Below are 23,791 nucleotides of genomic sequence, written 5' to 3' on the forward strand. Positions count from 1 at the left end.
CACGCCCACTGTTCCACATAAGGCGACAGTGGTTTTAGCATGTCGGTGTAAGTCTTTACTTTATGCTGTCTCAATCGCGTACAACAGCTCAACCAAAGCAACCGCGCCGACATCATCCCAGCGCAAATAACTCGCTAAAGAACTTGTTCCTGAATCCTTCCCTAAAACTTTCTGACAGATAGGCTGATGACCGGCTGATGCAGAAACCCAAACACCTCCACTTTGTTGGCAAAAGTAAGTAGAACCTTTCAAACCATCCCGCTGAATGCGTTTCTTCCAGGTATCCACCTGCTGTGTCGTGACTCTCAAACTCATCATTCCCCCTTAGTAAATCAAGCGTTCCCAGTTGATGATCCCATAAAATATCAGGATGAATCAGCGCGGAGAATATGAGTGTTTAATTTTTATCCTGGCAAAACATTCAGCAGAACAGATGTCATGAGTCGCACCACACCGGTTCCTGCTGTGAATGGGATTTATTTCTGGTGGTTCAAAGAGATCCCCTCTGGCGTGCCAACTGAGGGTTGCATAACTCAGGATGGATACACATTGCTCTATGTCGGTATTTCACCAGATAAAAAAGGCAAACCGAATAGCCGCGCTAATCTTCGACAACGCATCAGAACCCACTATAGCGGAAACGCCGAAGGCTCAACACTCAGACGCACGCTCGGGGTTTTACTGGCGCCGGAAAGCAATTTCCCGCTCCGACGGGTTGGCTCGGGAAAGAGAACGACATTCACCCACCCTGGCGAGCAATGGCTGGACCAGTGGATGGAAAAGAATGCAAAAGTATATTGGGTAGCAAATGAAGAACCCTGGGTACTGGAAAAAACGCTAATTTCCAGCATTTCGCTGCCATTAAACATTCAGGGTAACAACCACGCCTTTAAACCTATCCTTTCAGCAATGCGCAGCAAAGCCATGGCAGAAGCCAAATTAATGGAAATTGCAGATGAAACAGGATTTAGCAGGAGTGTAGTTGAAGAAATGGCGAATCAATCTGTCCAGGGGGAATAAGCCACATATGAAATCCGCCGCTACGTAATCCAGTTCAGTAGTGAGACCCCTATTACGCCAGCGGCGGGTCAGTAAGCTAATTGTTCCTGCATCCCTTGCGGATAAAGTGGCGCAGGGCTGATTTTTTGTAGTCGGCACACTGAACGAACAAACGTTTCATGCGTTACGAAGGTATGCCCACATTCGATGTTAGTGCACTGGTTGTAGCGCTCTTTGGTTTCATTGGAAACCTAAAAGCTACTACGTGTATGTGCCGCCTGCCCGCACATAGGACAATTCATCATCATAATGATGCATCATTATTCGCAATTTGGAACTAATCATTCGATTGCGAACTCATCTATTTTCACTTCTAGTTACATGCTGGTCGTAAATCCATTATCCGGGCTGACAGAATGCGTCAGTGTGGTAATGGTCCATTCTGCGTCATCAATCGGTTGCTTAAACCCCGTCACCTTCATCGGCATTTCCGTTTAGAGATCAGCCCGCCCCTCAGCGAGCTGCAGGAAAAATGAAGCAACCCCGCGCTGCAGACATTCCCACTGCATTTTTTCTGCGTGCTCTGCATTACTCCGGTTGGCGTAAGTACGATTAAGAACCAGTACGTTTTCATCCATTCCCACCAGATAATCTCCCTGTTTAGCTTCCGGCTCTTTGGGTGTGGTGGTTTTCTTTCGACGGCGCTTCACAGGGGTTGTCTCTTTATTCCTAGGTTCACGCGTATGCAACCAGCTGGCAATAACACCAGTAGTCCCCATCACAAACTCACTGGTTTTGTAGGTGACGCTGTCTGCTGCCTAAATCACCATAGATTTGATGCCCCTGATATGCCACCGTCCGGTGGTGGGTTCATTCTCAAACCAGCCCCCCATCCGGGTACTCCGTCACTCAGCCGTCCACTGAATCCGGCTGAGGTGAAAACTGATTGGAATAGATGGCAGGCAGCACCAAAGCGGTTTCCAGATTGCCGACAATGCACAGCAACACCACCTGCTCATCCTGCGACAAACACCACCATGTACGGTTGCCATCGGCGCGCAGTGTCGGCCAGTTAATCCAGTTGGTTTCAAGTTCGCCCACTTTCACCCGGTAAAGCCAATTTTCCCGATCCACTTCGTTCACGGTGCCAGTGCGGATCAGGTTGGTGATAAGGCGTATGATTTCTGTAAGATGTGCGTTCATGGATAAATGATGACAGCTGAAAACTTGTTTATAACTTCTTGCAAATTGTGGTATCGATGGTACAAATTGATTAAAGGATAAAAAACAACCAATAGGTGGATGAATGAGTGTTATAAGTCCAATAAGCTCTAATATATTTAATGCTGAATTTTTAAGCTCTCCGGCAGCTGCACTTGCAGCATGGATATCCATTTTTGGAGCTGCTATAACTTTGGTGACAATAGTTATAAGAGCACTATTCAAATATAGACAATCTCATGATGTAATTTTGAAAAAATCTGGAATCCCTGCGTTTGTTTTAAACTTTTTCTTTATACGAATATCATTAAAAAATTTGCCTGCTATCACATGGGCTGAAAAATCAGTCACTATTCTCTTTTCAGTTCTTTTTTTGTATGCGATTTATACTTTTGGTCCAGCACTCATCCAGACCATTAAAACGCCACCAAATAGCACGTTGCTTTATTGGATAAAATCCGGTGAATCATTTTACATATCAAAAAAGCTGGCGACAGCGGCTACAATTTTATCCACACCAAACTGGGAAATATCAAAGGATGATTGCGAACAGTCATCCTCTGCCAGTTCAGAGAACTACAAATCATTAACAATTGAACACAAAGAAGATCTTTGTAAATTACTAACCACTGATGAAGGATATGTTTACATTGACAAAGCGGTCAAGAAGTTTGTTAAAGACAAATTTTTTATTTATTCCCTTGTTCCAATAATCATATTTTTTCTATTATGGATCTCTTTGGGACTTATGCTAACCATACATTATTCTAAAAAAGTCAGAAAATATATTCTAACTGAACAAAAAAGTGCAATTCATTGGGCAAATGGTGAATTCAAGGCAGAAGGAATCTATTCAATATATCAAGAGTTAGAACGTAAGACTTATCATTAACACCCCGCAGGCAGCACTCTGTATAACGGACCTTCGGGCCTTTATGGCTGACGCGATCACGCAGCCCGTAGTGGTGAACACGGGCAATGTGCTGCACTTTGCTCTCAAATTGCACGCTGGCAAAGTCCACGCTGGCCGATGTTTTCAGGTATCTCACCGTGCGTAGTTTCGAGAACATCTGCCGCTTAATGCGCCTCTTTTTAGCTCAGGAAGTGGCTTTTCGGGATTCGTAACCGCGGCCATCAGAGTTACGCTGTATTCTGATGTTTTGCTACTGATCCCGCTGCAGCTCCTGCACCAGTTTCCGCATCATGCGCTGGCGTGGGGAAGACTCCAAATTCACCTAGAGCGCAGTCAGCCACTCATCCACTTTATGCAGATTATCCAGGTCTCATCGTCTACATTTCTTATAGCTCTTCTGATTCAGGCTGATATCGCATGCATCATTGCGCAGAATATCCACTTCAAAGGTAAACAGCTTTTCACGCAACCCTAAGTTTGTTGATGCCATCCGGCTAGTTTTCTCTGAGTCATCAGCAGATTCTAGTCTCCGATAAAATCCTAGATCACCACATTCAGGGTGTAGCGGTATTTCCATGACATGGAGCTTGCTCCGGTTGCTACTAGTGACCCGTTATCAACGAAAAGGTGCAGCTTATCTGGGTTATTGAGGACATTCGGCACCGCTTTAATCAGGACGCTTCGTAGGAACAGTCTGTTAACAATACCCCGTAATCATCACTTCTCACCACTAGACTAACTTATTGATTATCCTACAACTCATTATTTTAATTAACCTATTTGCATAAATGGGCTTTTTGTTGCCTGAAATTTGCGTTCATCACCTTCCATCTCTGAAACACCTCCCAAATTTGCAGCATGCCGGTTATGGCACATACTTTAAAACGGTGCTTTATCGGGGATGGGGGTTAGTCATGTTGCTTACTGGCAAAGTCGCAGTAATTTTTGGTGGCAGCGGGGCTATTGGTAGTACGGTTGCGCAGGCCATGGCGCGCGAAGGAGCCCATGTGTGTTTGGGTGCTCGCAGCCAGGAAAAGCTTGATCGGACGGCCAGTATTATCCGAATGACAGGAGGTACAGTCGAAACCTTTATCACCGATGTACTCGACGAGCACAACGCATCGAAGGAAGTTACCCGCCTTGTAGAGCAAACCGGTGGAATAGATGTGGTGGTTAACGCAACGGGATTTATGCACGAACAGGGCAAACGCATTAACGCATTATCCCTCTCTGAGTTTATGAGCGGTATAACCCCTTTCCTCTCGGCGCAGTTCAATATCGCAAAAGCCGTAACGCCGCACATGGGCGGCAATCGTGCGGGCGTCATTCTCAGCGTTGTTGCCCCCGCGGCCCCGATGGCGATGCCTGGTCATCTGGGTCATATTGTTGGTTGTGCAGGAACAGAGGCTTTTATTAAAGCGCTCGCCAGCGAGGTAGGATCGGCAAATATCCGGGTCGTCGGCGTGCGCTCGCATGCGATTGTGGATGCTGTTGCAGCTGGCTCCTATACCGGAGAAATTTTCTCCGCTAAAGCACAGTCAATGGGTTTAACCGTCGATCAATGGTTAGGGGGTGCGGCGCAAAGTACCATGCTCGCGCGCCTGCCTACGCTTGCACAAATCGCTGAGGTCATGACCTTTCTTGCTTCAGACCATGCCAGCGCCATGACCGCGACGGTGGTGAATATTACCGGAGGCGCTACGCACAGCTGACTGTCGCGGGTATCCCTGCAATACGCTCCACCATCAGCAAGATATCTTCTCGCTGCAGCGGTTTTTTGTCCGTGACAAAATGCAGCGTCATTCCTTCAATAAACGCATCCAGCGCCCGCGCCGTAACCGGGTCAAACCACTGCTCCAGCGTTTGTTGGCTGCGTAGCATCCAGTTCTGCATCACCGTTTTCAACGCTGGTTTACGGCTGGCAAAAGCATACAGCTGATACATGAGCTCCATATTATCAGGCGTTGTGACCTGAGAGCCGTAAATCATATCGGTAATGGCATGGCAAGCCTGCGACGCATCCTTAACATCGGCAAAAAAGTCCTGATACTGCAGCATCATCCTGTCAGTAAAACGGCCAAATGCCTCCATCAAAAGCTCATCAATTCCCGAAAAGTAATAGGTCATAGAACCCAGTGGCACCTCGGCAATCATAGCGATTTTACGGTGTGTAACCCCATGAATACCATGGGCTATTACTGCATCCAGAGTCGCCTGAACTATTTTTTCCCGCCGCTGCGGATCGTTTGCACGTCGCACTACATTTCCTCTTATTGCATTTGTGTACAAATGTACACAGTCTTGCTAATGTTGTCTCCTTCCCTCTTTTCTTTGGCCCGAATTCATGACTGGCATCTCATCACGCAAAGCCTTAAGACGTCGCACCTGGGCGCTGTTCACGTTCTTCTTTTTACCAGGATTATTAATGGCCTCCTGGGCAACGCGTACCCCTGCCATCAGAGATATCCTCTCCATCTCCACTGCCGAAATGGGCGCGGTGTTGTTTGGGCTCTCTATTGGTTCGATGAGTGGCATACTTTGTTCGGCCTGGCTGGTGAAACGATTTGGCACGCGTAAGGTGATCCGCACCACCATGTCTTGTGCCGTTCTCGGAATGGCGATCCTCAGCGTAGCGCTCTGGCTGCATTCCGCATGGCTTTTCGCGTTTGGCCTGGGCGTATTTGGCGCCAGCTTTGGCGCGGCAGAAGTTGCCATCAACGTCGAAGGTGCGGCAGTTGAGCGCGAAATGAACAAAACCGTGCTGCCGATGATGCACGGTTTTTACAGCCTGGGAACGTTGGCAGGGGCTGGAGTTGGAATGATGCTTACCGCCTTCAGCGTCCCGGCTACCGCGCATATTCTTTTGGCTGCAATGGTTGCTATCACACCTATTTTCATCGCCATCAAAGCTATTCCTGACGGCACGGGCAAAAATGCCGCTGACGGTTCTCACTCCGGTGAAAAAGGACTGCCTTTTTATCGTGATATCCAGCTATTGCTGATCGGCGTTGTAGTGCTGGCGATGGCATTTGCTGAAGGTTCCGCCAACGACTGGCTTCCACTGTTAATGGTGGACGGACATGGATTTAGCCCGACATCAGGCTCGCTGATTTATGCCGGTTTTACGCTGGGTATGACCGTTGGGCGATTTACCGGTGGCTGGTTCATCGACCGTTACAGCCGCGTTGCGGTGGTGCGCGCCAGTGCACTGATGGGCGCTCTCGGGATTAGCCTGATTATTTTTGTCGACAGCTCTTGGGTGGCCGGTGTGTCCGTTATTCTGTGGGGACTCGGCGCATCGCTCGGCTTCCCGCTGACCATTTCAGCTGCCAGCGACACCGGTCCCGATGCCCCAACCCGCGTCAGCGTTGTGGCGACCACCGGTTACCTGGCGTTCCTTGTTGGACCGCCGCTGCTGGGCTATCTGGGTGAACACTATGGCCTGCGCAGCGCTATGTTAGTGGTGCTGGCGCTGGTGCTTGTCGCCGCCGTCGTCGCGAAAGCGGTAGCGAAACCGGATCTCAAAAATACTACGGTGATGGAGAACAGCTAATGAGTATCAAATTAATTGCAGTCGACATGGACGGCACATTTTTAAGCGACCAAAAAACCTATAACCGTGAGCGCTTTATGGCGCAATACCGCCAGATGAAAGAACAAGGGATCCGCTTTGTGGTCGCCAGCGGCAACCAATATTATCAGTTGATTTCCTTTTTCCCCGAACTGGCCAATGAGATCTCATTTGTCGCCGAAAACGGTGGTTGGGTGGTCAGTGAAGGAGAAGATGTCTTTAACGGCGAACTGGCTAAAGACGATTTCCATGCCATCGTAGAGCATCTGCTGACCCGCGCCGATATCGACATTATTGCCTGTGGTAAAAACAGCGCCTATACATTGAAACAGTACAGCGATGAGCATAAGATCGTTTCCGCCATGTATTATCATCGTCTTGAATTTGTAGATAATTTTGACAACCTCAGCGACGTTTTCTTCAAGTTCGGGCTGAATATTTCCGACGACCGAATTCCACAGGTACAGGCCGATCTCCACGAGGCGATTGGCGATATTATGGTACCGGTTCATACCGGCTACGGCAGCATCGACTTAATAATTCCCGGCGTGCATAAGGCTAACGGTCTGCGCCTGCTGCAACAACGCTGGAATATTAACGACAATGAAGTTGTTGTGTTTGGCGATGGCGGAAATGATATTGAGATGCTGCGTCAGGCAGGATTTAGTTTTGCAATGGCCAACGCCCATGAGCCGGTGATCGAGGCGGCAAAATATCGCGCAGGCTCGAACAACGAAGAGGGCGTTCTGGATATTATCGACCGCGTGTTAAAGAATGAAGCACCGTTTACGCATTAACGGCTCAGCACAGACGGCAACAAAATGATGGCATGATCTATTCATAATCCGCCTCAAATTAACCCGCTGGATTATTACTTCCAGTGAATATTTCAGGCGAGCGGATCATGAAGAAAAGTGTACTGATGGCGACATTGTTGCTGGGCTTTGCGGGGACAACATTTGCACAAAGCGTTACCGTTGATGTCCCCAGCGGTTATAAAGTGGTGGTAGTACCCTCTTCCGTCAGCGTGCCCCAGGCGGTCAGCGTAACGACCGCACCACAAACGGTATATGTTGCTCCAGCGCCTGCTCCGGCCCCTGTCTATCGCGCACATCCTTATGCGCGACATGTGGCAAGCGTCGGTGAAGGGATGGTTATCGAACATCAGATTGACGACCACCACTAAGTTGTCGCCAGGCCCGGACAACCGTAATACTGGTCAGTTAAGATCTTTGGTGAGCGGTAGGCCGGATAAGGCGTTTACGCCGCCATCCGGCAATTTGCTACAGGCCGCCGGATGGCGCTTCGCTTATCCGGCCTACAGCGTGATTCTCTTATCAACATAATGATGAATTTATCGGCGTCATTATGCTCATATGCGCTGGATTGCGGAAATCCGGTCCTTAACCTTCCCGGGAATTCCCTACCCGTTTATCTTTCAGGAAGATAACCATCAGAATCAGCCACAGTACGCCGCTTGCCAGATTGAACAAGCTGAACAAGCCGTTCCCTCCCAGCAGATACGCGTGTTTACTCAGCTCAATACCAACAGTAAAAATCAGCATCTGCAGCATACCCATTGCGGCAGAAACGGTACCCTTACTCATTTCGCTGGCAAACAGCGTCAGGCGCACCAGCCCCGCATTCGCCACGCCAATGCCAAACGCATAGATACTCAAACCCGCCGTCATCCATAGATATGCATGGGATGACACCACCGTGGCCGCAGCGGCAATAATCAGGCCAACGGCGATTGGCCAGCCGCCCATGATAATTAGCGAACGCACGGTTTTTCGCGAAGTCAGACGCGCCAGCACCAGGTTACCAGCAATCAACGCGCCAAAAATCGGCACCTGCAACAGACCATATTCGTAGCTGCTGAGATGTTCACCGCTGATGATAATAATCGGGGACTGCGCAATCCACGCCAGTAACGGCAGGCTGACAAAACCCAACGCCAGTGCGCCTGCAACGAAGCGCACGTTCCTCAGCACCAGCTTATAATCCTTGCCCAACTCTTTAATGGACAGCTTTTCACCAAGCCGGGTTGCCGTTTCCGGCATCGCGCGTTGCAGACCAAAAAAGGAGATGGCCGCCAGAGCAGCAAACAGGATAAACATCCCTTCCCACGGCAGAACATGTACCCAGGCTGCGCCTACCAACGGACCCAGCAGTGGCGCAATCAGCGCCACGTTTGCCATCAGCGCGGTAATTTTTATGCAGACCGCTTCTTCAAAAGATTCCTGAATGGCGGCGTAACCCACCGCACCAATAAAGCACAGGCTTATCCCCTGCAAAAAACGCAGGAAGGTAAATTGCTCAATATTCTGTGCAAGCAGGGTTGCAAGGCAGGTAACGATGAACCAGATCACGCCGGTTAACATTACCGGACGACGACCAATACGGTCCGACAGCGGTCCTAACAACCACTGCAAAAACATGCCGCCTGCCAGATAGGCGGTCATAGACGTAGGTACCCAATCTAATCCGGCGTTATATTGCGCCACCACCGCCAACATTCCGGGCTGGATCATATCGTTGCCGATATAAGTGGAGAATTCGTAAAGCACCAGACAGAGCGGGAAAAGTAATGCCTGACGCCCCAAACGGACGCCTGAAGATAAACGGTTCTGCATGCAATCTCTTAACTATAGAAAAATCGCGCAAAGTGTAATAAATGCGCCGTACTGGTGATAGTGAATTATGTGATTTGAAAGCAAAATGCGCACATTTTTACACTCATTTGCTCAAGAACATTTTGCTTTAAGGTTAATTTAAGTTGAGACCGCTATCATGCTCAATAAGCCTCATAAATTGTCTTAAAAATCGTCATTTAACAGGCAAATAAGACAAGACCGCTTTTTATCCCGTGAAAGCAATTTTATGCTCTTCCCCCTATGGGCCTTTTTAACGATTACACTGAGTCTGGACGTTATGCTGGAAAATCTGAACAATTCTCTTTTTTACTTGATCAATGCAACACCCGACTCTGCGCAATGGGCAATTTCGCTCGCCATTTTCATTGCCAAAGATCTGATCAGCATTGTGCCGCTGTTAGCCGTTGTGCTCTGGCTTTGGGGACCTCGTGGTCAGGTTACGCTCCAGCGCCAGTTGGTCATCAAAATGGCCATTGCGTTAGTAGTCGGTCTGACGATTTCCTGGCTGATGGGGCATCTTTTCCCCCACGATCGTCCGTTCGTTAACCACATCGGCTATAACTTCCTGCACCATGCGGCAGATGACTCTTTCCCGAGCGACCACGGTACGGTTATCTTTACCTTTGCTCTGGCCTTTCTGTTCTGGCATCGCTTGTGGACGGGTGCTCTGCTGATGGTTGTCGCCGTGGCGATTGCCTGGTCACGTGTTTACCTTGGCGTTCACTGGCCGCTGGATATGCTGGGCGGATTACTGGCCGGGTTGATCGGTTGCCTGAGCGCCCAGATGATCTGGCAACGGTTCGGCACAACCTTGTACCTCGGCTTGCAGACGTGCTATCGCACCTGCTTCGCTCTCCCCATCCGTAAAGGTTGGGTACGTGACTAACCCGCGGTAAAAAGAGTAGTATTAAGCGCGAAACTGAGCACTTAATCTATTCTCCAGGGGAACTATGGAAACTCGACGCGACGAGCGTATTGGTCAATTACTGCAGGCGCTGAAACGCAGCGATAAATTACACCTCAAAGAAGCCGCGACGTTGCTGGGCGTATCTGAGATGACCATTCGTCGCGACCTGAATAATCATGATGCTCCCGTCGTGCTGCTCGGGGGCTATATTGTTCTGGAACCCCGCAGCGCTAACCACTATTTAATCAGCGATCAAAAATCCCGTCTGGTTGATGAAAAGCGTCGCGCTGCCCAGCAGGCGGCGAGTCTCGTGCAGGCGCATCAGACCATCTTTTTCGATTGCGGTACGACCACGCCGTGGATCATTGAAGCGATCGACAATGAACTGCCCTTCACCGCAATCTGCTACTCGTTGAATACGTTTCTGGTACTGCAGGAAAAACCGCAGTGCCGCGTCATTCTGTGTGGTGGTGAATTCCATGCCAGTAACGCGATTTTTAAACCGCTCGATTTCCAGGAAACGCTGAACAACCTCTGTCCGGATATCGCCTTTTATTCCGCAGCAGGTGTTCACATCGAAAAAGGCGCGACCTGCTTTAATCTGGAAGAACTGCCGGTGAAGCACTGGGCAATGTCGATGGCGCAGCATCACGTTTTGGTGGTCGATCACAGCAAGTTTGGTAAGGTGCGACCTGCAAGGATGGGGGAATTAAAACGCTTTGATACCATCATCAGTGATAACCGCCCTGACGATGCGTTTGTTGAGTACGCTAAAGCGCAACGTATCACGCTGAAGTACTAACAGATACTGCCGGACGGCGATTGCGCCATCCGGCAATAGATAAGATTAAGAGAACCAACCACCAAACCACTGGTGGAATTTCATCATCACAAAGTCCCACATGCGGCTAAAGAAACCACCCTCTTCCACATCTTCCATCACCATCAACGGACGCTGCTCAATGGATTTTCCGTTCAACTGGAAGTCGATAGTGCCCACAACCTGACCTTTCTTCAGCGGTGCTGTTAGCTGTGGTTCAGTCAGGGTAAAGCTGGCCTTCAGGTTTTTGAGCTGGCCACGCGGAATGGTCACAGAACCCCCTTCTCCGGCGCCCAAATTCACTTCACTCTTATCGCCAAACCAGACGCGCTGGGTCACGAAAGTCGCATCCGGCTTGATCGGCGTAACGGTTTCAAAAAAGCGGAAGCCCCAGGTCAGCAGCTTTTCTGACTCATTAAAACGAATGCGGTCGGTTTTTGCTCCCAGCACCACGGAGATCAGGCGCATATCGCCCTGGGTCGCGGAGGCCACCAGGTTGTATCCCGCCCCGGCAGTGGTCCCGGTTTTCATACCATCCACGTTCAGGTTGGTGCTCCACAACAGACGGTTGCGGTTCGGTTGACGTATTTTATTGAAGGTAAATTCTTTCTCTTTGTGAATAGCGTACTCTTCCGGCACATCGTGGATTAACGCCTTCCCGAGCAACGCCATATCACGTGCGGTACTGAACTGTCCTGCCGCATCCAGGCCGTGTACCGTCTGGAAAGTCGTGTTAGTCAGCCCCAGTTTTTTCGCATAGCCGTTCATCAGACCAATAAAGGATTCCTGGCTGCCAGCAACGTAATCAGCGAGTGCAATACAGGCATCGTTACCTGACTGAATGATAACGCCTTTATTCAGATCGGACACCGCAACCTGATCGCCGGGCTTGAGGAACATGACCGACGAACCGCGCAGGGCTGGATTACCGGTCGCCCAGGCGTCTTTGCCCACGGTGACCATGTCGTTGAGGTTAATTTTTCCGGCCTTCAGCGCCTGCCCAACCACATAGCTGGTCATGATTTTGGTCAGACTGGCAGGATCCAGTTTCTCATCAGCATTACCTTCCGCCAGCACCTTACCACTGGCGTAATCCATCAGAATCCACGCGCGCGCGTCCACGCTCGGCGGGGCCGTCGGTTGCTCCGCCGCCTGTACGGTCGGCACCAAAAGGATTAAGAGTGCAGAACCTGCAGCAAAGCTGCGAAGTGAAGAGAAGTATTGCGTCATAAATGCCACCCGAGTATCCATTCCAAAAAACCACGTCATACCACACCGTGTTTACACAAAACCGGCCAAGCGACCTCGACCAACCCATGCAGAAAAAGTCTGATGGATGACGTGTAAAATAAGTGCGGTGAGTAATAACGCACTAACGAGCTTAAAGAAACCGTAAGTTGGTAAAGTTTTTAAAGTTTATGCAATAACGCCGCGCTGCGCTGCTCCTGGCACGATTTTTTTAGACTTTGTTGCGTAAATATTAGGTTTACCCCACCATGTGAGCTAGTCAGATGGCATCTGCAGCCATAATGCTGCTCAATTAATTTGCGGGGTTACTATGATTACACTGTGGGGTCGCAATAACTCGACCAACGTAAAAAAAGTATTGTGGACGCTCGAGGAACTGGAACTGCCGTATAACCAAATTCTGGCGGGCGGGCAGCATGGCGGTAACCGCGATGCCGACTATCTGGCACTGAACCCGAACGGACTGGTCCCGCTACTACGCGATGATGAAACGGACGTTGTTCTGTGGGAATCCAATACCATTGTCCGCTATCTGGCCGCTCAGTACGGACAAAAACGTTTGTGGATTGACGCTCCGGCCGCGCGCGCTGTCGGTGAAAAATGGATGGACTGGGCAAATCAGACGCTAAGCCCTGCGCATCGGGTTATCTTATTTGGTTTGGTCAGAACACCTGCCGATCAGCGCGATATGGCGGCCATTGAGGCAAGTAAGCAAGTTTGCGATAACATGTTTGCCATTCTGGATAACGCGCTGACAGACCAGCCATGGTTCTCCGGGGCTGAATTTGGCACCGCGGATATCGCTGTGGCACCGTTCATCTATAACCTGTTCAACGTTGGCCTGAGCTGGACCCCGCTCCCGCATCTGGAACGCTGGTATCAACAACTGACCGAGCGCCCGGCGTTTCAAAAAATCGTGATGATCCCGGTCAGCTAACCAAATCAGGGACTCACTTTAAGTAATTCCCCGTCGGACTCGTCGGTTAACACGTACAAATAACCGTCTGGTCCGACGCGCACATCACGGATCCGCTGCCCCCTTTCCTGCAACAGACGCCCATCCTCAGTGACCGTATTCCCTTTAACGCTCAGCACGATCACTTCTTTATCTTTCAACGCGCCGATGAACAACTTCTGCCGCCACTGCGGGAAGGTACCGCTATTGTAAAAAGCCATTCCACTAACCGCCGGCGACTTTTCCCAGTAAAAGATGGGTTGTTCCGTGCCAGCAACAATTTGACCTTTTGCTTCGGGAATTTTCAAACCACTGTAGTTAACCCCCCAGGTCGCGATAGGCCAGCCGTAATTTTTCCCTTTCTCGGGGATATTAATTTCATCGCCTCCGCGTGGACCGTGCTCATTGAGCCACAGCACATCACTCCACGGATTCATCGCCATCCCCTGCGGGTTGCGGATGCCATACGACCAAATTTCTGCCCGCGCTCCCGCCTTGTTCACAAACGGATTATCCGGCGGAATTTTTCCCTCGTCGGTCAGTCTGACTAATTTACCCTGCAATTTATCCAGGTCCTGGGCGGTAGCGCGTTGATTATTCTCTCCCAGGCCAATAAACAGATAACCGTTACCATCAAATACCAGACGTCCACCAAAATGGTTTCCGGTGGAAAGCTTTGGCTGTTGGCGAAAAACGGTCTGAAATCCTTGCAGATGTTTGAGATCGTCACTCAATCGCCCGTAGCCTACCGCGGTGCCCGCTTTGCCTTCGCGGTCAGCTTCAGCGAAGCTTAGCCATACCCGGCGAGATTGTACAAAATCCGGTGCTAACGCCACATCAAGCAGTCCTCCCTGACCATTCGCCCAGACTTTTGGTACGCCGGTCAGCGGGTCGGAAAGCCCTTTATCAGGCTGCCAGAGTCGAAGCTGTCCACCTTTGAGCGTAATGAGCATACCGCGGTTATCGGGTAAAAAAGCCAGTGACCATGGGTGATCGAGTTTAGTTTGCAGCACTTCCACTTTTACCGCGGCGGCATAAGTGGAAAGTAGCGCGAATGAGGCAGCACAGAGAAAGAGTCGACGCATAACACCTCCTGAATAGCTCTGCATAAAGCGTAGCCAGCAAGGGGAATTATCCCGCCACATTTACATAATCTTAACGAAAAGGGGGAGCGCCCTCCCCCTGATTCAGACGTGTTCCAGCGTTGGGTAAGATTGCAAACTCTGGATACTTAGCGTCAGCGTTGTCAGGCAGTTTTCCAGTTTCTCTGCGTTAACGGCGATAAACGTTGGACAATCGTGATGTCCACTCATAAGACAAACAGCGGCGGCGGCTAACGCCCCTTCAGCACGATGAAGGGCATTCCACTCTTCCTGATCAAGATGCATACCGTGAAGCTGTGATTGCTCGTGCAATTCGCGATTCAGTGCAAAAAAAACATCACGCAGGCGATCGCTCTCGCTAACTGACATGTAGCCTTTCGCTTTTCTCAACTGCAGATAAGCGGCAAGTTCGATACGGGCGTTTATCAATTTGTTGAGAAGATCGGTTCTCAGTCTGTCAACAACCATACTTTGTTCCTCCTCTTTCCAACTATGGTGCAACTTAATAGTATGGTTGTTTTTTGAACAAATAGATGTCCTACATCAATAAAGCTCAATTGATTAACATAATTTACAATGTTACAACTTCATTCTGTACGCTTATCGAAGGCGCCCAGTGTCTGACTCGCCTGACTTTTTTTGCTATACCTGATGTGGTTACTGCCATGGTGTTGATGATGAGGGGTCTATGTCGAAAGCAAATGATGCAGAAAAAATACGCACACTATCAAAAATAGATCTCAATCTGCTGACCATTTTCTGTTTGATCTATAGCGTGGGTAGCATTTCCAGAGTTGCTGACATGCTGAACATATCACCTTCCGCCGTCAGCCAGTCATTAAGAAAACTGCGCGAAATGATGGGTGATAATCTTTTTGTCCGTAGCGGGAATGCACTGTTACCGACGGTCTATTCTGATGAACTGTATGATAATACAATCCCAATTATCGATAAGCTGTCAACGCTGATGCCGCTTTCCACGCCTGCCGCCAAGAAAAGGTTAACGCTTTATACGGAATCTTTTATTTCCCCTATCGTTATTCCAGATGTCACCGCCAGAATAATCGAGACTGACGCCGATATCAGCCTCCTGCACCTTACCGCCGACCTGAATGAACAGAGTATTATTGAACTGCTGAATATGCGTCAGGCAGATGTCGTTTTTTCTACCTTTTCTGTAGAGTCAGCAAGTCTTTCATGCCAGAAAATATGCGATATGCGCCTGGTGCTGGCGGCCTCGCAGAATAATTCTTTATATGGTAACACCATCAGTGAAGCGCAATTCAGAAATGCTAACCTGGTCGGCTACAATACTAAGAATGAGAAAATCATTTATCATCGCAGTATTGTGGATAAAAAATTCAGAACCGGAGAACGCTGCCTGCTTACCTCATCGTTTACGGCGATTCTGACGATTGTGTCCAATACCCATTGTTTAGGGGTGATCCCGGAAAAGGTATTTGAAACACACGCTCAGCTGTATGGACTAAAAAAAATAAACACTCCGTTTCCCTTGCCACAATTTAGCGTGTTTGCCTCATCGCGCAAAGAAAGCAATACCCACAAAATCCTCTCACCTATTCTGGCTGATTTGCAAACAGCCTCCCTGTGATGAAAACCAGAGAGGCTGAGCGTTAGAAAAACTGATTACACGCGAATTTTTGCTATGCGCCAGATATGGTCGGCATATTCCTGAACCGTTCTGTCCGACGAGAAATACCCCATGTTAGCAATATTGTGCATGGTTTTTGTCGTCCACTCCCGGGGAGTACGATACAACTCGTCCACCGAATCCTGGCAATCTACATAGCTGCGATAATCGGCCAACACCTGATAGTAGTCGCCGAAGTTAATCAATGAATCCAACACCTCTCTATAACGCCCTGGCTCCTGCGGACTGAACACCCCCGTACCGATTTGCGTCAGCACCTGATGAAGTTCCTCATCCTTTTCAAAGATGTGCCTCGGGTCATAGCCATCACGTCGCAGAGTTTCAACCTGATTCGCCGTATTGCCAAAGATAAAGATGTTATCTTCCCCAACGTATTCGCGCATTTCGATATTCGCACCGTCAAGCGTACCGATAGTCAGCGCACCATTCATACCGAATTTCATATTACTGGTCCCGGAGGCTTCCGTCCCGGCCAGGGAAATTTGCTCTGACAGATCGGCTGCCGGAATAATTAGCTGAGCAAGACTGACGCTGTAATCCGGAATAAATACTACTTTCAGTTTGCCGCCAATCTGCGGATCGTTATTGACTAACTGCGCCACATCGTTAATCAAGCGAATAATTTGTTTTGCCATGTGATAAGAGGAGGCTGCTTTTCCGGCAAAGATATTCACTCGCGGTACCCAGTTGGCATCCGGCGCGGCTTTGATCCGGTTATAACGTGTAATAACGTGGAGCACATTCATGAGTTGCCGCTTGTACTCGTGGATGCGTTTCACCTGCACATCAAACAGCGCATCAGGATTCACCACCACGCCGTAGTGAGTGGCAATATGGTGCGCCAGCCGCTGCTTATTTTCACGTTTCGCACGATGCACAGCCTCATTCACCGACGGATAATCTATAAACTGCTTCAGCTCGCCCAACTGCATTAATTTAGTCCGCCAGCTGTCACCGATATTTTCGTCCAGCACTTTGGCAAGCGGTGGATTCGCCAGCGCCAGCCAACGACGCGCAGTCACACCATTGGTTACGTTGGTGAAACGCAGGGGAAAAATATTCGCAAAATCTGCAAACAGTGATTCGGTCATCAGTTTTGAATGCAATGCCGACACGCCGTTAACCTTATGACTGACAACTACTGCCAGCCAGGCCATACGAACGACGCGACCATTGGATTCATCAATTAACGACACACGTTTCAGTAGATCGCTGTCATTACGATAACGTTCCTGTAAGGTCTTCAGAAAACGATCGTTAATCTCAAAAATAATCTGCAAATGGCGCGGCAAAATTCGACTTAGCATTTCTACTGGCCAGGTCTCCAGCGCCTCACTCATCAACGTATGGTTGGTATAAGAAAAAATCTGACAGGTCACGTCAAACGCGTTATCCCAACTAAACTGATGATGATCAATCAATAAACGCATCAACTCAGGGATCGCCAGTACCGGATGCGTATCATTAAGGTGAATCGCAATTTTATCGGCCAGATTGTCGTATGTTTTGTGCAACTGATAATGACGATTCAGAATATCCTGAATCGTCGCCGAGGCCAGGAAATAGGCCTGGCGTAAACGCAATTCACGCCCCGCATCGGTGGAATCATCCGGGTACAAAACCCGCGAGATACGATCGAAGTGGTATTTGTTTTCCACTTCAGTAGCAAAGTCGGCCTGCTGATTCAGTTTGCCCGCATTAACTTCGCTATTCACCTGCACGTTCCACAAGCGTAACGTATTAGTCGTGTCCGTCGCATAACCTGGAATAATTTGATCATGCGCCACGGCCAGAATATCCTCAGTTTCAAGCCAGCGGGTTTTATTCCCCTCCTGTTGAACACGCCCGCCAAAACGTACTTTATAATGCGTATTATGACGTTTGAACTCCCAGGGATTACCGTATTCCAGCCAATAATCCAGCGACTCTTTTTGTACACCGTTAACGATATTTTGTTTGAACATACCGTAGTTATAACGAATACCGTATCCACATCCCGGCAACCCAAGCGTCGCCAGTGAATCAAGGAAGCAGGCCGCCAGACGACCGAGACCACCATTACCTAACCCGGGATCGTTTTCTTCATCAATCAGTTCTTCCAGTTCAAGCCCCATTGCCTCCAGCGCGCTTCTGACTTCGTCATAAATACCTAAAGAGAGCAATGCATTGGATAGCGTACGACCAATTAAAAATTCCATCGACAGATAATATACCTGGCGCGCATCCTGAGAGAATTGCGCCCGATTAGAACGGTGCCAGCACTCGACCATCCGATCGCGTACCGCATATAACGTCGCATTAAGCCACTCCCGTTTCGTGGCGATTGCGGGATCTTTGCCAATAGTGAATAAAAGTTTATTAGCAATATCATCTCTAAGTTTATCAACATCAGAGTCCGTGGCGACCGGAAGTGGCGAAATATACATATTAACGTTACCTTTCAAATTTTGTAGGATGGTAATAGACAGGTGAATTATTTAAAGTTTGGGTACGTGAGCGTTAGCTTTTTGTCGAATATTTTCATGACTGGCGATGAACGTTAATTCTGTCATTAATACACGCCAACTTAAGCCTGTGGCAAGTGAGATATAATATAAACTCACACCATTAGCATAAAGAGTTTTAGCCATTTCAAGTTTCGACTTCAAAACAATATCTTTCAAATTAAACCTCATTAGTAACGCTCGACGAGATAAAATTTACGATAATGAGTGTCTATAGCCAAGAAGCGGCACTTAAAGCCGGAATTAGACTCACTAAACACCTTTCACTGACCGATCTACTCTTTATAGGTATCGCTCTTTATTCTCTCCGTCTTATGCTGATCAGATATAGATGTACCGTGAAGGCATCTGTATAATCCCCCGATTACGAGCAATGTACAGTATAAGAAAATGGCAAAAATTGGTTTTATATCACTAGGTTGTCCGAAAAACCTCGTCGATTCTGAGCGCATCCTGACCGAACTTCGTACCGAAGGCTATGATGTTGTGCCAAGCTACGACGACGCGGATATGGTTATCGTTAATACCTGCGGCTTTATCGACAGTGCGGTTCAGGAGTCCCTGGAAGCAATTGGCGAAGCGCTGAACGAGAACGGTAAGGTGATCGTCACCGGCTGTCTGGGCGCGAAAGTTGATCAGATCCGTGAAGTCCACCCGAAGGTGCTGGAAATCACCGGGCCGCATAGCTATGAACAGGTTCTGGAGCACGTTCACCACTATGTGCCAAAACCAAAACACAACCCGTTCCAGAGTCTGGTTCCTGAGCAGGGCGTCAAGCTGACTCCTCGCCATTATGCCTATCTGAAGATTTCCGAGGGCTGTAACCACCGCTGCACGTTCTGCATTATTCCATCCATGCGCGGCGATCTGGTGAGCCGTCCGATTGGCGACGTCCTCAGCGAAGCCAAGCGTCTGGTCGATGCGGGCGTGAAAGAGATTCTGGTAATCTCTCAGGATACCTCTGCTTACGGTGTAGATGTGAAGCATCGTACCGGTTTCCATAACGGCGAGCCGGTCAAAACCAGCATGGTTGATCTGTGCGAACAGTTATCAAAACTGGGGATCTGGACGCGCCTCCATTACGTCTACCCTTACCCGCACGTTGATGATGTTATCCCGCTGATGGCGGAAGGCAAAATCCTGCCGTATCTGGACATCCCGTTACAGCATGCCAGCCCGCGTATTCTTAAACTGATGAAACGCCCGGGCTCCGTGGACAGACAGCTGGCGCGCATCAAGCAGTGGCGTGAAATCTGCCCTGAACTGACGCTGCGCTCCACCTTCATTGTTGGTTTCCCGGGTGAAACGGAAGAAGACTTCCAGATGTTGCTCGACTTCCTGAAGGAAGCGCGTCTGGATCGCGTGGGCTGCTTTAAATACAGCCCGGTAGAAGGCGCTGGCGCTAATGACCTGCCGGATCAAATCCCGGAAGAGGTGAAAGAAGAACGCTGGAACCGCTTTATGCAATTGCAGCAGCAGATCTCTGCTGAACGTTTGCAGGAGAAAGTGGGCCGCGAGATTCTGGTTATCGTTGATGAAGTTGACGAAGAAGGCGCAATTGGTCGTAGCATGGCTGATGCTCCAGAAATCGACGGCGCGGTATACCTGAATGGTGAAACCAAGGTGAAACCTGGCGATATCATCCGCGTGAAGGTCGAAAACGCAGATGAATACGATCTGTGGGGCACCCGCGTTTAATTAGCGTAACCCAACGTAGGCCGGATAAGGCATTTATGCCGCATCCGGCAATGCCTGATGGCGACGCTGAAGCGTCTTATCAGGCCTACGGTTTACCCTTTAATTTTCGGGTCCAGCGCGTCGCGCAGACCATCTCCCAGTAAGTTAAACGCCAGCACCGTCAGGAATATCGCTACCGCCGGGAAAATCGCCACGTGCGGCGCGATCACCATATCAGCGCGCGCTTCATTAAGCATTGCCCCCCACTCCGGCGTCGGCGGCTGTGCGCCTAACCCCAGGAATGACAAGCTCGCGGCAGAGATAATCGACGTACCAATTCGCATGGTAAAGAAGACCACGATCGATGAGACCGTTCCAGGCAGAATATGGTTGAAGATGATGGTCGCATCGCTGGCACCAATACTGCGCGCAGACTCAATAAACGTCTGTTGCTTCAGCACCAGCGTATTCCCGCGCACCAGGCGCGCGAAGGCTGGAATGGAGAAAATGGCCACGGCAATGATCACGTTAGCAATTCCGCTGCCCAGCACGGCGACCACGGCTATCGCCAGCAATATCCCCGGAAAGGCGAACAACACATCGCAGATTCGCATGATCAGTCGATCCCACCAGCCTTCGTAGTATCCCGCCAGCAGCCCCAGTACCGTACCAATCGCCGCGCCAATAAACACGGCAAAGACTCCTGCCGCCAGCGAGATTTGCGCGCCAACCAGCACGCGGCTAAAAATATCCCGTCCCAGTGAGTCAACGCCAAACCAATGCAGCATCGACGGCCCATCATTCAAACGGTCATAATCGAAGTAATTCTCGGCATCAAATGGCGTCAGCCAGCGGGCAAAAATCGCCACCATGATCAGGAGCAATACAAACAGCCCAGCGACCATCGCCATGTGCTGTCGACGGAACCGACGCCAGAACTCATGCCACGGTGTGCGTATCTGCTCTGGCTTAACAAGGGGCATCGCATTTAAAATCGCCTGTCGGCGCCAGTTAAAAAATCGCATCCTTACTTGTACCTGATAGCCGGATTAATGGCAGCGTAGAGCACATCCACCACTAAGTTAATAAGAATAAATTCCAGAGAAAACAACAGTACCTCGGCCTGAATCACCGGGTAGTCGCGCATTTCGACGGAGTCCACCAACAGTCGCCCAAGCCCTGGCCAGTTGAACACCTTCTCAACCACGATTGATCCACCAAGCAAAAAGCCAAACTGTAGTCCCATCATGGTGACCACCGGGATCATCGCATTACGCAGACCATGTTTTAACACCACCCAGGTTTCACTCACCCCTTTAGCGCGCGCGGTACGCATATAATCTTCGCTGAGCACATCAACAAACGAGGCGCGAGTAAATCGGGCTAACACCGCAGCCACCGCCGCGCCCAGCGTAATAGACGGGAGGATATAGTGCATCCAGGTGTCAGCGCCAACGGTGGGTAACCAACCGAGCTCAACGGAGAATATCTGCATCAGCAGCATGCCAAGCGCAAACGCCGGGAACGAGATCCCGGTGACCGCCAGCGTCATGCTTAATCTGTCCGGCCAACGATTTCGCCATACGGCAGCAATGATCCCCGCCGTCATACCAAACAATACCGCCCACGCCATACTGGCAATAGTCAGCCATAGTGATGGCATAAAACGACTGGCTATCTCTTCAGAAACCGGGCGACGAGAAACCATCGACGTGCCAAAATCGCCCTGCAACACGTTGGTCATGTAATGCCAGAACTGAACATGCAGCGGCTGGTCCAGACCCAGCTGCTTGCGCACCAGTTCAATCACCTCGGCGTCAGCTTCCGGTCCGGCAATCAGCCGGGCCGGATCGCCGGGTAGCAGATGAACAAATAAAAATACCAGCACCGCAACAATCAACAGAGTTGGAATCAACCCCAGCAGGCGCTTGAAAACATAGTTAAGCATCACGCTCCCTTCGCCGGCCCCTGGGCTGCGGGGCCGAATGAATAGCTTATTTTAAATCCGCATCATCAAAGCTAAATCCGGTATCCGGCATGATCCAGAATCCGGTCAACCTGGTGCTGTGCGCCGAAATCAGTTTTTCCACTACCAGCGGGATCCACGGCGACTCTTTCCAGATAATATCCTGCGCGTCTTTGTACAGCTTCGCTTTCTGCGCCGGATCGTTAGTTTGCAACGCTGCCGATAAATCACTGTCCACCTGCTTATTGCTGTAGAACGCCGTGTTAAACAGAGTTGGCGGCCAGTTTTGTGATGCAAACAGCGGTGACAGCGCCCAGTCAGCTTCACCCGTAGACGCCGACCAGCCGGTGTAGAACATCCGTACCCCGCTCTCTTTCTGCGCTTTCCCTTCCACTTCCGCGGCGCGCTGACCAGCATCCATCGCTGTAACCTGAGCCTTAATGCCCACCTGCGCCAGCTGCTGCTGGGTAAATTGCAGCACTTTCTGCGCGGTACTGTGGTTATGCGAAGACCATAGCGTAGTGGTAAAACCGTTCGGATAACCTGCTTCTTTCAGCAGTTCGCGCGCTTTCGCCGGGTCGTAGGGCCACGGCGTATAGCTTTGCGCATAGGCTATCGACGGGGGGAGAACGCCGGTTGCCGGCGTCGCGTAACCAGCAAAAGCCACTTTCACCAGCGCCTGGCGGTTGATGGCATAGTTCAGCGCTTCACGCACTTTTGGGTTGTCGAACGGTTTTTGCGTGACGTTCATGCTGATATAACGCTGCATAATAGACGGACTGGCCACCAGTTCCAGGTTTTTGTTCTTCGCCAGTAACGCCGCCTGCTCGTAAGGGATTGGGAAGGCAAACTGCGCTTCCCCAGTTTGTAGCATGGCTGCACGCGTGTTGTTGTCGGTCACCGGACGCCAGGTAATCGTATCCAGCTTTGGCAGCCCTTGCTGCCAGTAGCCCGCGAACTTCTTAACCTTCACAAAATCCGTCTGATTCCAGGTATCAAGCTGGTACGGCCCGGTCCCCACAGGATGGAAACCGATCTCCTTACCGTATTTCTCCAGCGCGGCGGGAGAAATCATCACCGTTGCCGGGTGCGCCAGAATATTGATAAAGGCAGAGAACGGCTGTTTCAGCGTAATCTTCACCGTCGACGGATCGACGACTTCGGTTTTATCGATATTCTTATACAGGTTGTAACGTTTCAGATGGTTTTCCGGGTTACTGGCCCGATCGAGGTTAGCTTTAACCGCATCGGCGTTGAAGTCGGTGCCATCCTGAAACTTCACCCCCTGACGCAGCTTAAGGGTATAGGTCAGCCCATCATCAGAAACCGTATAACTCTCCGCGAGCACATTTTTCAGTTTCATCTCTTTATCAAGGCCAAACAACCCCTGATAAAACGACTTCGCTACCGCCTGCGACAACGTGTCATTCGCGTCATAGGGGTCGAGCGTCGTGAAATTGGATCCCACCGCCACCACCACATCTTTGGCGGCCCAGCCAGGCGATGCGGCCAGTGCAGAGACCACTCCCACAGCAACCAGCCATTTTCGAGCAACAATTTTTGTCATGTTATTCTCCT

Annotated in this window: 22 protein-coding genes and 5 pseudogenes; 11 read left to right on the forward strand and 16 right to left on the reverse strand. The window is 50.0% G+C overall.

The window, feature by feature from the left end:
* Positions 1 to 60: 60 nt before the first annotated feature.
* Positions 61 to 318 (reverse strand): hypothetical protein, encoded by a 258-nt coding sequence (locus IB222_RS15365; protein WP_149384179.1) that lies wholly within the window; start codon positions 316 to 318, stop codon positions 61 to 63.
* Positions 319 to 393: 75 nt separating this feature from the next.
* Here IB222_RS15365 and IB222_RS15370 point away from each other — a divergent pair, with 75 nt between their 5' ends.
* Positions 394 to 1,020 carry a GIY-YIG nuclease family protein gene (locus IB222_RS15370; RefSeq protein WP_249415386.1) on the forward strand — a complete coding sequence of 209 codons (627 nt, stop codon included), beginning with the start codon at positions 394 to 396 and terminating at the stop codon, positions 1,018 to 1,020.
* 68 nt (positions 1,021 to 1,088) lie between these two features.
* Here the strand turns inward: IB222_RS15370 and IB222_RS15375 are convergent.
* The 3 pseudogenes from IB222_RS15375 to IB222_RS15385 form a co-directional block, all read right to left on the reverse strand.
* A pseudogene (locus IB222_RS15375) lies at positions 1,089 to 1,304 on the reverse strand (ogr/Delta-like zinc finger family protein).
* Positions 1,305 to 1,376: 72 nt separating this feature from the next.
* Positions 1,377 to 1,769 (reverse strand): annotated as a pseudogene (locus tag IB222_RS15380) (phage late control D family protein); the annotation flags it as partial.
* Positions 1,770 to 1,820: 51 nt separating this feature from the next.
* Positions 1,821 to 2,202 (reverse strand): annotated as a pseudogene (locus IB222_RS15385) (phage baseplate assembly protein V); the annotation flags it as partial.
* 103 nt (positions 2,203 to 2,305) lie between these two features.
* On the opposite strand from IB222_RS15385, the gene IB222_RS15390 reads away from it, so the two are divergent.
* On the forward strand, positions 2,306 to 3,112 hold the full coding sequence (locus tag IB222_RS15390) for a DUF6216 family protein (protein WP_149384178.1): 807 nt from the start codon (positions 2,306 to 2,308) through the stop codon (positions 3,110 to 3,112).
* Here IB222_RS15390 and IB222_RS15395 read toward each other — a convergent pair.
* Positions 3,054 to 3,455: pseudogene (locus tag IB222_RS15395) on the reverse strand (phage virion morphogenesis protein). The gene IB222_RS15390 and the pseudogene IB222_RS15395 sit on opposite strands and share 59 nt — an antisense overlap.
* A 78-nt stretch (positions 3,456 to 3,533) precedes the next feature.
* A pseudogene (locus IB222_RS15400) lies at positions 3,534 to 3,838 on the reverse strand (phage tail protein); the annotation flags it as partial.
* Positions 3,839 to 4,047: 209 nt separating this feature from the next.
* On the opposite strand from IB222_RS15400, the gene IB222_RS15405 reads away from it, so the two are divergent.
* Complete coding sequence (locus tag IB222_RS15405) at positions 4,048 to 4,845, forward strand: SDR family oxidoreductase (protein ID WP_149384177.1); 798 nt, start codon at positions 4,048 to 4,050, stop codon at positions 4,843 to 4,845.
* On the opposite strand, the gene IB222_RS15410 is transcribed toward IB222_RS15405, so the two are convergent.
* On the reverse strand, positions 4,832 to 5,392 hold the full coding sequence (locus tag IB222_RS15410) for a TetR/AcrR family transcriptional regulator (RefSeq protein ID WP_003831648.1): 561 nt from the start codon (positions 5,390 to 5,392) through the stop codon (positions 4,832 to 4,834). The two genes, IB222_RS15405 and IB222_RS15410, sit on opposite strands and share 14 nt — an antisense overlap.
* An 85-nt stretch (positions 5,393 to 5,477) precedes the next feature.
* Between IB222_RS15410 and IB222_RS15415 the strand changes: the two genes are divergently transcribed.
* The 3 genes from IB222_RS15415 (at position 5,478) to IB222_RS15425 (ending at position 7,890) form a co-directional block, all read left to right on the forward strand.
* Complete coding sequence (locus tag IB222_RS15415; RefSeq protein WP_032934393.1) at positions 5,478 to 6,686, forward strand: MFS transporter; 1,209 nt, start codon at positions 5,478 to 5,480, stop codon at positions 6,684 to 6,686.
* Entirely contained in the window at positions 6,686 to 7,501 is an 816-nt protein-coding gene (locus tag IB222_RS15420; RefSeq protein WP_148362186.1) for a Cof-type HAD-IIB family hydrolase, read from the forward strand. Before IB222_RS15415 ends, IB222_RS15420 begins: the two co-directional genes overlap by 1 nt.
* A gap of 107 nt (positions 7,502 to 7,608) precedes the next feature.
* The gene (locus IB222_RS15425) at positions 7,609 to 7,890 is read left to right on the forward strand and encodes a hypothetical protein (RefSeq protein ID WP_003831642.1); all 282 of its coding nucleotides are present in this window, start codon (positions 7,609 to 7,611) and stop codon (positions 7,888 to 7,890) included.
* 217 nt (positions 7,891 to 8,107) lie between these two features.
* Here the strand turns inward: IB222_RS15425 and IB222_RS15430 are convergent, their stop codons facing one another.
* Entirely contained in the window at positions 8,108 to 9,340 is a 1,233-nt protein-coding gene (locus IB222_RS15430) for an MFS transporter (RefSeq protein WP_008784235.1), read from the reverse strand.
* A gap of 298 nt (positions 9,341 to 9,638) precedes the next feature.
* Between IB222_RS15430 and ybjG the strand changes: the two genes are divergently transcribed.
* Together ybjG and deoR are read left to right on the forward strand one after the other, a co-directional pair.
* Positions 9,639 to 10,247 (forward strand): undecaprenyl-diphosphate phosphatase, encoded by a 609-nt coding sequence (gene ybjG / locus IB222_RS15435; RefSeq protein WP_003831635.1) that lies wholly within the window; start codon positions 9,639 to 9,641, stop codon positions 10,245 to 10,247.
* Between the two features lie 64 nt (positions 10,248 to 10,311).
* The gene (gene deoR / locus IB222_RS15440) at positions 10,312 to 11,070 is read left to right on the forward strand and encodes a DNA-binding transcriptional repressor DeoR (protein ID WP_003831632.1); all 759 of its coding nucleotides are present in this window, start codon (positions 10,312 to 10,314) and stop codon (positions 11,068 to 11,070) included.
* Positions 11,071 to 11,115: 45 nt separating this feature from the next.
* On the opposite strand, the gene dacC is transcribed toward deoR, so the two are convergent.
* Positions 11,116 to 12,318, reverse strand: a complete 1,203-nt coding sequence (gene dacC, locus IB222_RS15445; protein WP_003831630.1) for a serine-type D-Ala-D-Ala carboxypeptidase — start codon at positions 12,316 to 12,318, stop codon at positions 11,116 to 11,118.
* Between the two features lie 328 nt (positions 12,319 to 12,646).
* Between dacC and IB222_RS15450 the strand changes: the two genes are divergently transcribed.
* A complete protein-coding gene (locus IB222_RS15450) occupies positions 12,647 to 13,273 on the forward strand; it encodes a glutathione S-transferase family protein (protein WP_149384176.1) in 627 nt (208 codons plus the stop codon).
* 5 nt (positions 13,274 to 13,278) lie between these two features.
* Here the strand turns inward: IB222_RS15450 and IB222_RS15455 are convergent, their stop codons facing one another.
* A complete protein-coding gene (locus IB222_RS15455; RefSeq protein WP_149384175.1) occupies positions 13,279 to 14,376 on the reverse strand; it encodes a PQQ-dependent sugar dehydrogenase in 1,098 nt (365 codons plus the stop codon).
* A 102-nt stretch (positions 14,377 to 14,478) separates the two neighbouring features.
* Positions 14,479 to 14,862: a biofilm formation regulator BssR gene (gene bssR / locus IB222_RS15460; RefSeq protein ID WP_008784229.1), complete on the reverse strand. Its 384-nt coding sequence runs from the start codon at positions 14,860 to 14,862 to the stop codon at positions 14,479 to 14,481.
* Between the two features lie 220 nt (positions 14,863 to 15,082).
* On the opposite strand from bssR, the gene IB222_RS15465 reads away from it, so the two are divergent.
* A complete protein-coding gene (locus IB222_RS15465) occupies positions 15,083 to 16,006 on the forward strand; it encodes a LysR family transcriptional regulator (protein ID WP_063940643.1) in 924 nt (307 codons plus the stop codon).
* A gap of 35 nt (positions 16,007 to 16,041) precedes the next feature.
* On the opposite strand, the gene glgP is transcribed toward IB222_RS15465, so the two are convergent.
* A complete protein-coding gene (gene glgP / locus IB222_RS15470) occupies positions 16,042 to 18,492 on the reverse strand; it encodes a glycogen phosphorylase (RefSeq protein WP_148362190.1) in 2,451 nt (816 codons plus the stop codon).
* Between the two features lie 51 nt (positions 18,493 to 18,543).
* Entirely contained in the window at positions 18,544 to 18,729 is a 186-nt protein-coding gene (locus IB222_RS15475) for a glycine cleavage system protein T (RefSeq protein WP_223240755.1), read from the reverse strand.
* 231 nt (positions 18,730 to 18,960) lie between these two features.
* Between IB222_RS15475 and rimO the strand changes: the two genes are divergently transcribed.
* Positions 18,961 to 20,268, forward strand: a complete 1,308-nt coding sequence (rimO, locus tag IB222_RS15480) for a 30S ribosomal protein S12 methylthiotransferase RimO (protein WP_003831616.1) — start codon at positions 18,961 to 18,963, stop codon at positions 20,266 to 20,268.
* 92 nt (positions 20,269 to 20,360) lie between these two features.
* On the opposite strand, the gene gsiD is transcribed toward rimO, so the two are convergent.
* From gsiD to gsiB, 3 genes are read right to left on the reverse strand one after another with little or no spacing between them, the layout of a single operon-like run.
* Positions 20,361 to 21,272, reverse strand: coding sequence for a glutathione ABC transporter permease GsiD (gene gsiD, locus IB222_RS15485; RefSeq protein WP_003831612.1), 912 nt, complete (start codon positions 21,270 to 21,272; stop codon positions 20,361 to 20,363).
* Between the two features lie 2 nt (positions 21,273 to 21,274).
* Positions 21,275 to 22,195: a glutathione ABC transporter permease GsiC gene (gsiC, locus tag IB222_RS15490; RefSeq protein ID WP_048235754.1), complete on the reverse strand. Its 921-nt coding sequence runs from the start codon at positions 22,193 to 22,195 to the stop codon at positions 21,275 to 21,277.
* A gap of 46 nt (positions 22,196 to 22,241) precedes the next feature.
* On the reverse strand, positions 22,242 to 23,780 hold the full coding sequence (gene gsiB, locus IB222_RS15495) for a glutathione ABC transporter substrate-binding protein GsiB (protein ID WP_126318710.1): 1,539 nt from the start codon (positions 23,778 to 23,780) through the stop codon (positions 22,242 to 22,244).
* Between the last annotated feature and the right edge of the window lie 11 nt (positions 23,781 to 23,791).

Source organism: Citrobacter sp. C13 (assembly GCF_014596815.2).
In the GTDB taxonomy this organism is placed as follows: Bacteria; Pseudomonadota; Gammaproteobacteria; order Enterobacterales; family Enterobacteriaceae; genus Citrobacter; species Citrobacter portucalensis.

What these genes read in the sequence shown, in the direction of transcription:
- IB222_RS15365 (WP_149384179.1), bottom strand. Translation starts at nt 318, where the DNA reads ATGATGAGTTTGAGAGTCACGACACAGCAGGTGGATACCTGGAAGAAA.
- IB222_RS15390 (WP_149384178.1), top strand. Translation starts at nt 2,306, where the DNA reads ATGAGTGTTATAAGTCCAATAAGCTCTAATATATTTAATGCTGAATTT.
- IB222_RS15405 (WP_149384177.1), top strand. Translation starts at nt 4,048, where the DNA reads ATGTTGCTTACTGGCAAAGTCGCAGTAATTTTTGGTGGCAGCGGGGCT.
- IB222_RS15415 (WP_032934393.1), top strand. Translation starts at nt 5,478, where the DNA reads ATGACTGGCATCTCATCACGCAAAGCCTTAAGACGTCGCACCTGGGCG.
- IB222_RS15420 (WP_148362186.1), top strand. Translation starts at nt 6,686, where the DNA reads ATGAGTATCAAATTAATTGCAGTCGACATGGACGGCACATTTTTAAGC.
- IB222_RS15425 (WP_003831642.1), top strand. Translation starts at nt 7,609, where the DNA reads ATGAAGAAAAGTGTACTGATGGCGACATTGTTGCTGGGCTTTGCGGGG.
- IB222_RS15430 (WP_008784235.1), bottom strand. Translation starts at nt 9,340, where the DNA reads ATGCAGAACCGTTTATCTTCAGGCGTCCGTTTGGGGCGTCAGGCATTA.
- ybjG (WP_003831635.1), top strand. Translation starts at nt 9,639, where the DNA reads ATGCTGGAAAATCTGAACAATTCTCTTTTTTACTTGATCAATGCAACA.
- deoR (WP_003831632.1), top strand. Translation starts at nt 10,312, where the DNA reads ATGGAAACTCGACGCGACGAGCGTATTGGTCAATTACTGCAGGCGCTG.
- dacC (WP_003831630.1), bottom strand. Translation starts at nt 12,318, where the DNA reads ATGACGCAATACTTCTCTTCACTTCGCAGCTTTGCTGCAGGTTCTGCA.
- IB222_RS15450 (WP_149384176.1), top strand. Translation starts at nt 12,647, where the DNA reads ATGATTACACTGTGGGGTCGCAATAACTCGACCAACGTAAAAAAAGTA.
- IB222_RS15455 (WP_149384175.1), bottom strand. Translation starts at nt 14,376, where the DNA reads ATGCGTCGACTCTTTCTCTGTGCTGCCTCATTCGCGCTACTTTCCACT.
- bssR (WP_008784229.1), bottom strand. Translation starts at nt 14,862, where the DNA reads ATGGTTGTTGACAGACTGAGAACCGATCTTCTCAACAAATTGATAAAC.
- IB222_RS15465 (WP_063940643.1), top strand. Translation starts at nt 15,083, where the DNA reads ATGTCGAAAGCAAATGATGCAGAAAAAATACGCACACTATCAAAAATA.
- glgP (WP_148362190.1), bottom strand. Translation starts at nt 18,492, where the DNA reads ATGTATATTTCGCCACTTCCGGTCGCCACGGACTCTGATGTTGATAAA.
- rimO (WP_003831616.1), top strand. Translation starts at nt 18,961, where the DNA reads ATGGCAAAAATTGGTTTTATATCACTAGGTTGTCCGAAAAACCTCGTC.
- gsiD (WP_003831612.1), bottom strand. Translation starts at nt 21,272, where the DNA reads ATGCGATTTTTTAACTGGCGCCGACAGGCGATTTTAAATGCGATGCCC.
- gsiC (WP_048235754.1), bottom strand. Translation starts at nt 22,195, where the DNA reads ATGCTTAACTATGTTTTCAAGCGCCTGCTGGGGTTGATTCCAACTCTG.
- gsiB (WP_126318710.1), bottom strand. Translation starts at nt 23,780, where the DNA reads ATGACAAAAATTGTTGCTCGAAAATGGCTGGTTGCTGTGGGAGTGGTC.